The sequence below is a fragment of the uncultured Brevundimonas sp. genome (assembly GCF_937870815.1).
Classification (GTDB): domain Bacteria; phylum Pseudomonadota; class Alphaproteobacteria; order Caulobacterales; family Caulobacteraceae; genus Brevundimonas.
On the sequence record NZ_CALMZS010000133.1, the window covers coordinates 1 to 6,803 of the forward strand.

The 6,803-nt window shown below is 65.5% G+C and carries 8 protein-coding genes; 3 read left to right on the forward strand and 5 right to left on the reverse strand.

What is annotated here, in order from left to right:
- The coding region (locus tag Q0588_RS08540; RefSeq protein ID WP_154726943.1) for a DUF5676 family membrane protein at positions 1-258 on the reverse strand (258 nt) is incomplete at its 3' end.
- A gap of 48 nt (positions 259-306) precedes the next feature.
- Positions 307-495, reverse strand: a complete 189-nt coding sequence (locus Q0588_RS16035; protein WP_154726942.1) for a DUF2933 domain-containing protein — start codon at positions 493-495, stop codon at positions 307-309.
- Positions 496-834: 339 nt separating this feature from the next.
- Here Q0588_RS16035 and Q0588_RS08545 point away from each other — a divergent pair, with 339 nt between their 5' ends.
- On the forward strand, positions 835-1,491 hold the full coding sequence (locus Q0588_RS08545) for a DUF6629 family protein (protein WP_298745524.1): 657 nt from the start codon (positions 835-837) through the stop codon (positions 1,489-1,491).
- Positions 1,492-1,873: 382 nt separating this feature from the next.
- Here Q0588_RS08545 and Q0588_RS08550 read toward each other — a convergent pair whose 3' ends face one another.
- Together Q0588_RS08550 and Q0588_RS08555 are read right to left on the reverse strand one after the other, a co-directional pair.
- Positions 1,874-2,980 carry a glycosyltransferase family 4 protein gene (locus Q0588_RS08550; RefSeq protein ID WP_298745525.1) on the reverse strand — a complete coding sequence of 369 codons (1,107 nt, stop codon included), beginning with the start codon at positions 2,978-2,980 and terminating at the stop codon, positions 1,874-1,876.
- Positions 2,977-3,615 carry a lysophospholipid acyltransferase family protein gene (locus Q0588_RS08555; protein WP_298745527.1) on the reverse strand — a complete coding sequence of 213 codons (639 nt, stop codon included), beginning with the start codon at positions 3,613-3,615 and terminating at the stop codon, positions 2,977-2,979. Before Q0588_RS08555 ends, Q0588_RS08550 begins: the two co-directional genes overlap by 4 nt.
- Before the next feature lie 359 nt (positions 3,616-3,974).
- On the opposite strand from Q0588_RS08555, the gene Q0588_RS08560 reads away from it, so the two are divergent.
- Both Q0588_RS08560 and Q0588_RS08565 read left to right on the forward strand, forming a co-directional pair.
- A complete protein-coding gene (locus tag Q0588_RS08560) occupies positions 3,975-5,225 on the forward strand; it encodes a cyclopropane-fatty-acyl-phospholipid synthase family protein (RefSeq protein WP_298745528.1) in 1,251 nt (416 codons plus the stop codon).
- 96 nt (positions 5,226-5,321) lie between these two features.
- Positions 5,322-5,906: a general stress protein gene (locus Q0588_RS08565; protein ID WP_154726937.1), complete on the forward strand. Its 585-nt coding sequence runs from the start codon at positions 5,322-5,324 to the stop codon at positions 5,904-5,906.
- A 498-nt stretch (positions 5,907-6,404) separates the two neighbouring features.
- Here the strand turns inward: Q0588_RS08565 and Q0588_RS08570 are convergent.
- On the reverse strand, positions 6,405-6,803 hold a 399-nt coding region (locus tag Q0588_RS08570), incomplete at its 5' end, for a nuclease (RefSeq protein WP_298745529.1).

Here is a 6,803-nt window from a genome sequence, read left to right on the forward strand (position 1 = left end):
ACCCCGACCCCAGCGCCGGTTCAGCCAGTTGTAGACGGGGCAAAAAACCAATCCGGCGTAGGCCCCGTAGAGAAAGCTCTCGGCAAGGCCCAACAGGAATCCGGGCCATGTCAGCCACTGGAAGGCGGGCAACAGCTGCTCCAGCAGAGCCTGCGCATGCAAATTCTCGGGCGCGATCAAACCGTAGACCACGCACAGGAGGAACGTCACGGACGCCCATATGCCGAGGGCCCAGCTCACAATTCTAGTGTCCATCATGCGGCGTTTCCTTCGATGCTTCTGCAACCTGGCCGGGCCCGATCCCGCTCAGTGGACATGGGGCGGTTTTCGGTCGTCCTCTCGCGAAACGCCGCCATCGCTGTCCTCCTCGGCTCGGCGCGACCCATGACCGCCGTGCCCGCCGTGCCCGCCGTGCCCGCCGTGCCCTACAAGGTGCAGCCCTACGAAGGCCGCCCCGAACAGGAGCCAGGGCCAGTTGTCCACCACCCAATTCATCGGTCTTTCCTGGATCTTTCGGTGGAGCGTTCGGTCCGAGCTCCGGCATGGCCGAAGTCTTGTCAGGATCGCTCCGATGAAACCTAAGACGCGGCCGATCCAGGCTCCTTACAGAACAGGTGCGGATCACGCCGGGAGCGCTTCGGGCGCCGCCGCTTTTGGAAGCCCCGGGGCCAGATCCGTATCGCACGGACAGATCGCGTCTCTGGGTGTCTGACCGGACCCGTGTCGTTTGAGATTGATCACCGCCAGCTTTTTGGCTCGGGACTTTATTGGCCGGCGGGATATAGTCCCGCCAACCCGTCCCCGAGACTGTCGAGCGTTTGGGATTGAACACGCATGTGTTTTTCAGCCACGGCCAGTTTCTCAGCCGGAGCGGCGCTGCTGATTGTCGGCGCCGTCACGGTCCGCCGCGCTCGGCGGCGCGCCGAGCTGCCCTTTTCCCTGATTCCGGTACTGTTCGGCATTCAACAGCTGATCGAGGGAGCCATCTGGCTGACGTTTCCCGACAAGGCGCCGCTGTTGAACACAGTTCTGACGGTCGTCTATTCCGTTTTCTCGCACGTGCTTTGGCCGGTCTATGTTCCGATCGCGGTTCTGCTGCTTGAGCCCATACCGTGGCGTCGCCGGGTGTTGCTCGCCATTGCGTTCGTCGGGGCCGCGGTAGGCCTCTACCTGCTGTATTTCATCGTCAACTTGCCGATCGTTTCGAAGGTGCAGGGCGCGCACATCGCCTACGTGTCCCCACACTTCTATGCCGCCGCTGTAATGTTGCTGTACGTCCTCAGCACTTGCGTCAGCATGCTTTTTTCGAGCCACTCCAGGGTCAGGCTGTTTGGTCTCGCGGCCTTCGTGGCCTTCGTCGGGGCCTATGTTTTTTACGCCGTATGGTTGATCTCCGTGTGGTGCTTTTTCGCGGCAGTGCTCAGTGTCATCGTGCTGCTGCACTTTCCTCGGCGACCTCCGACCTCACAGCCTCGCTCGCCCGCAGTATGACAGTGCAGTGCGGATGCGGCGCGGAAGGCGTTCAGTCGCGCACAGCGCCTGACTCCCGAAACTCGCGGCCTCCGGCTGAAGCCAGAGCCAGGCCTATGGGAGGAAAGGAAAGGGGTCCGCGCCGCGCTCCGACGTCCGCGTCCTTCGAGCCGTCCTCTGCCTCGAACTGATCCAGTGCCGGATCCCGTGACAAACTCGCCCCTGACCTGCCCCGCGCCGGTGTCACGCTCGCGACGGTCATGCCGCCAACGCTGTGATGGCGCCGGGGCGTGGAAGGGGCCGGCGACCACCTGAGGTCAGCACAACCGCATGATCCGGCGCGCCGGTCATGACTTCTGGCCGAAGCGCCGGACGGGGCAGGAGCGATCCTGGCCGGCTTATCTCAGGCCAAGACTGCGAAGCTCAACGGCTCATGCCGGCGCGCCGAACAGCCGTCGATCGCTTGTTCGGCAAAAGGCCGTTGCGCCGACAGGTCGCCATAGACGTCCAGATAGCGCCTCGCCATGGCCGTGGCCGAGAACCGCAGGTCGAACCGGGCGCGGATCACCGCGCGGTCCAGCAGATGCGCCCGGCCGGCAGCCGCGACGGCCTCATCAAGCGTGTCGACCAGAAAGCCGGTCTCGCCGTCCTGGATCACCTCGGAAGTCGAACCGCAGCGGAACGCGACGACCGGCGTGCCGCAGGCCATGGCTTCGATCATCACCAGGCCGAAGGGTTCGGGCCAGTCGATGGGGAACAGCAGGGCCTCGGCCCCGCCAAGGAAGGCCGACTTCTGGTGGTCGCCGATCTCGCCGATGAACTCGACCAGCGGATTGCCATCGACCATCGGCTTGATGACGGTCTCCCAATAGACCTTGTCGGCCGCGTCGACCTTGGCCGCCATCTTCAGCGGCTTGTTCAGCCTGGCGGCGATCTCGATGGCCCGGTCCGGCCGTTTCTCGGGCGAGATGCGGCCCAGGAAGGCCAGATAGCCCTCCGACTTCGGCGAGAACCGGTAGAGTTCGCCCGGCATGCCGTGGTGCACCGTGGCCTTCCAGTTGGCGAAGGGCAGGGGGCGTCGCTGGTCGTCCGAGATCGAGACGAGGCCGAACTGCGGCCAGCGCTCGTAGACGCCGCCGATATCCTTCATGTCCAGGCGCCCGTGCAGGGTGGTGAGGGTCCGATCGGCGTACCGCTCGAACATCGGGAACTGGATCATGTCGGTGTGGAAGTGGATGACGTCGAAGTCGTCGGCGCGCTTCAGCACATCCGACAGCATGACCATGTGTGCGGCCAGGTCCGACTTGAACGGCGCCGGATCCAGCCGGATCGCCTGATCGCGTACGGGGATGAGCCGCGCGCGCGTCTCGGCGTCGGCCGAGGCGAACAGGGTGACGTTGTGCCCCAGGTCGACCAGAGCGTCGGTCAGATGGGCGACGACCCGCTCGGTGCCGCCATACAGCCTGGGTGGCACGGCTTCGTACAGCGGCGTGACCTGGGCGATCTTCATGGACGGAGCTCCGGCATTTGAGGAGATGCGAGCCAACCCGCCGACAAGCCGGGCGCCGCCACCCGCCGCTTCTCGATCGCACCGACCTCGGCTTGCATGGCGGCTTGCGCCGTCCGGGTGAAATCCTTTGCGCTGAGGCCGGGGTTGATCGGCTCCAGGAGCGACACGGTGATGACCCCTGACCGTTCGGGAAGGCCGCCGAGACCCCAGAAGCGCCCCGAATCCAGGACAACAGGGAGGACCGGGACGCCGAGCGCCTTGTAGAGAAACTCCACACCACGCCGGAACTCGATCGGTTCGCCGACCGCCTTGCGGGTGCCTTCCGGAAAGATCAGCACGGGGCGTCCGAGCGCCAGGGCCGCCCGACTTTGCAATGTCATCTCCCGGAGGGAGGCGGCCGCCGATGCCCGATCGATCAGGATCATCGGCGAGTGCCTCAGGTACCAGCCCATCACCGGGATACGCAGGAGTTCGCGCTTGGCCACAATCGCAACATCAGGAAACAGGATGAGGGCCGCCAGGGTTTCCCAGGTCGATTGATGGTTGGAGACAATCAGGCCCGGCATAGGATGAACGTGCTCCCGGCCCCGCTCCCGATGCCGCAAACCGACGACGCCAGCCAGCAGGGCCAGCACGCCGCGGGCCCAGACCCGCGACAGCGTTCGCACCGCCGCCGGTGGGGACCCGGCGATCGATACGAGCGGGATCGCCAGACCAAAAAGCGCGGTCCAGAGTCCCCACAGACCGCCAAACGCGAGTGAACGTAGCGTAGACACGAGACCCTCCGCTCACGGAACGACTGGGAGGAACGCTCCAATCATTACAAGGGACGCCCCGGCGGCCCTTCCATTACAGGTCGGGGCGGCGTGCCCCTGAGCCCCAAAGAGCAAGGCAAGCGTTGGACGTTGGGTTTGGTTCGCAAACCGCGTTGCCTGTAATGTCCCCCAGACTCCGGCGTCTCACCGTGCGCCCCCTCTCCACCACGGTGAGCCTGATGATCAAGGAAGCCCTCCGGTCCATTCTGCCCGACCGCACCGCATTCCACCTTCTCGCCACGGCGCTTGGGCGTGCCGTACAGCATGGCTCGCTCGTGGTCATCGATCCCTGGGGACAGCGGCATGTCTTCGGCCCGGACGACACGCCAACGGCGAGCATCCGGCTCACGGATCCCCGAATCCCGGGGCGCGTCCTGGCCGACCCCATGCTGGGCGTGGGTGAAGCCTACATGGACGGCACGCTTGTCCTGGAACAGGGTTCGCTGCGCGACTTCCTGATGATGGGTGCTTCCATCGCCAGTGATTTCGCCAGATCGTCCCAGGCGGCGCGCGGATTCGCCAGCCCGTCCCGGAAGCCCCAACGGCCCAATCCGGTCGAACGGGCTCGCGCCAATGTCGCCCACCACTATGACCTTTCCGAGGAACTCTATCGCCTCTTCCTCGACCCCGACCTGCAGTACTCCTGCGCCTATTTCCAGGATGGGGACGAAAGTCTTGAACTGGCCCAGGCCAAGAAGAAGCGTCACATCGCCGCGAAGCTGCGTCTGGAGACCGGCGCCCGCGTGCTCGATATAGGAAGTGGCTGGGGTGGCCTGGCGCTTGAGCTGGCGAGCCGGCACGGCGTCGAAGTCGATGGTCTGACGCTCTCACAGGAACAGTTCAAGGTCGCCACCGCCCGTGTGGCGGACGGCGGTCTGGAGCCGCACGTGCGGTTTCACCTTCGCGACTACCGTCATGAGACCGGGGTCTACGACCGGATCGTGTCGGTCGGGATGTTCGAACATGTCGGCCCGACGCACTTTGGAGAGTTCTTCAATATCGTACATCGATTGCTGGCGCCGGACGGGCTCGCCGTCATCCACGCGATCGGCAGAACGGGTCCGCCGTCGGGTTGTGACCCGTGGATCGAAAAATATATCTTTCCCGGCGGTTACTGCCCGGCATTGTCGGAAGTGTTCACCGCGATCGAACCTAGCGGGCTCCGCGTGACTGATGTGGAACTCCTGCCGCTCCACTACGCCGAGACCCTTCGGTGCTGGTCCGAGCGGTTTCGGGCTCATCGGGCCCGCGCGGCCGAGATTTACGACGAGCGCTTCTGTCGGATGTGGGAGTTTTACCTTGCAGCCTGCGAGGCGGCGTTCAGGGGCGGCAATATGACGGTGTTCCAGATTCAGCTCACGCGAAGCATCAAGGCTTCCCCGCCCACGCGTGACTACATGATCGACGAGGAGCGCCGGTTGCTTGTCTAAGCTGACTGGCCGGGATCATGTAATGCCGCCGGACCGTGCGCGTCTTGTCCCGGTCAGGACCAAGAGGGTCGGACAGCAAGATCAAAGGGCGGAGCCATGAGCGAAGAAAATGTTGCTGTCGCGGTGTTTGACAACCATGCCGAAGCCGAGGAAGCGGTCCGTGAAATCGGCCGCTCGGACTTTCCAGTTCGGCAGCTCACCATCATCGGTAAAGGCTATCACAGCGACGAGAAGGTGATCGGCTTCTACAACGTCGGCGATCGAATCAAGCTCTGGGGCGCGAACGGCGCTTTCTGGGGCGGCCTATGGGGCCTCTTCGTGGGCGGCGTTTTCATGACAGTGCCGCTGATCGGTCCCGTGGTCGTGCTGGGGCATCTCGCCGCCATGCTTCTGGGCGCCGTCGAGGGCGCGCTCCTGGTCGGCGGCGTAAGCGCTCTCGCAGGCGCCTTGGCTGGCATCGGCATCCCGAAGGACTCGGTCATCCGCTACCAGGAAGCAGTCAAGGCGGACAAATTCCTGGTCCTGGCCCACGGCGCGCCGGAAGAGGTCAAGCGCGTTCAGGTGTTGCTGAAGTCAGCCGCGCCCAGCGACTTGCAGGTTCATCATGGCACCTGCGCCGGCCATGAAGGTCACGCGGCCCAACAGCGGCACCATCACGCGCCGGCCGAGGCGAAGGCCTGAGCTGAGAACGGCGATCCGGCGCGCCAATCCGGCTCCGTCCGCGGCTTGAGATCTGGGACGGAGCCGGATTGGCGAAATTGGCCGGCGACCGCCGTCATGCGTCGAGTGAAGGGCCTCTGATCGCCCGGCCGCTTGAAGCGCCGACGGCCCGCGCCGTCGCCCCGCTGGCATCTCGACGACTTGGTCTGCGGGAAGGTGAGCAGACGCATGCACCCTGTAGCGGGCCGTGGCCAAGGCGAGCTCCTCGACCTCCTTGTCCAGCACCGGCGCCGCACAGAGGCCGCATCGAAGCAGAGCCCGGCCTCTGCACAATCAGCCAATTGAGCCGGAGATGTTCACGACTGACGGCTTGGCGTGATGTGGCGCAGCCCACGCATCAGCCCAGCCTTTCCTGACCACCCACGCGGTGAGGCGGGAGCTGCTCCACGCCGCGCCACCCGGGTTCGACAGGTTGTCTATCCGCGGAACGGTCCCTCCGGGCGACCGGAGATCGGGGCTTTAGTTTCCACCCTCCCGGCCCCCGGCGGCGCGGAGGAGGTCGCCGACCCGACGTCCGTTCAGCCTGCAGGAGGCGATCACGCGGTCGTGGACGATGACCCGGCCGTTCCGGCCCCGAACCGCGACGCAATCGAGCCGGCGGCGGGCGACGAGGCGAGCCAGGCGGTCACGGTCCGCGCGGCCGGTGGCGCTGTGCAGTTCGGGGGCGTCGAAGTCCGAAAGGCGCACCTCGATCCAGGCGGCCGGGTCGACGGCGTCACCCACGCACAGACTGTCGCCGTCGCCGACGTAGCGCACGATCCCCTCAAAGGCTTCCCCGGCGCGAGCGGGCAGCCGGCCCTCGCACGGATCGGCCCGGGCGACGGCCGGCGCCAGCAGGAGTCCGGCGGTGATCAGAAG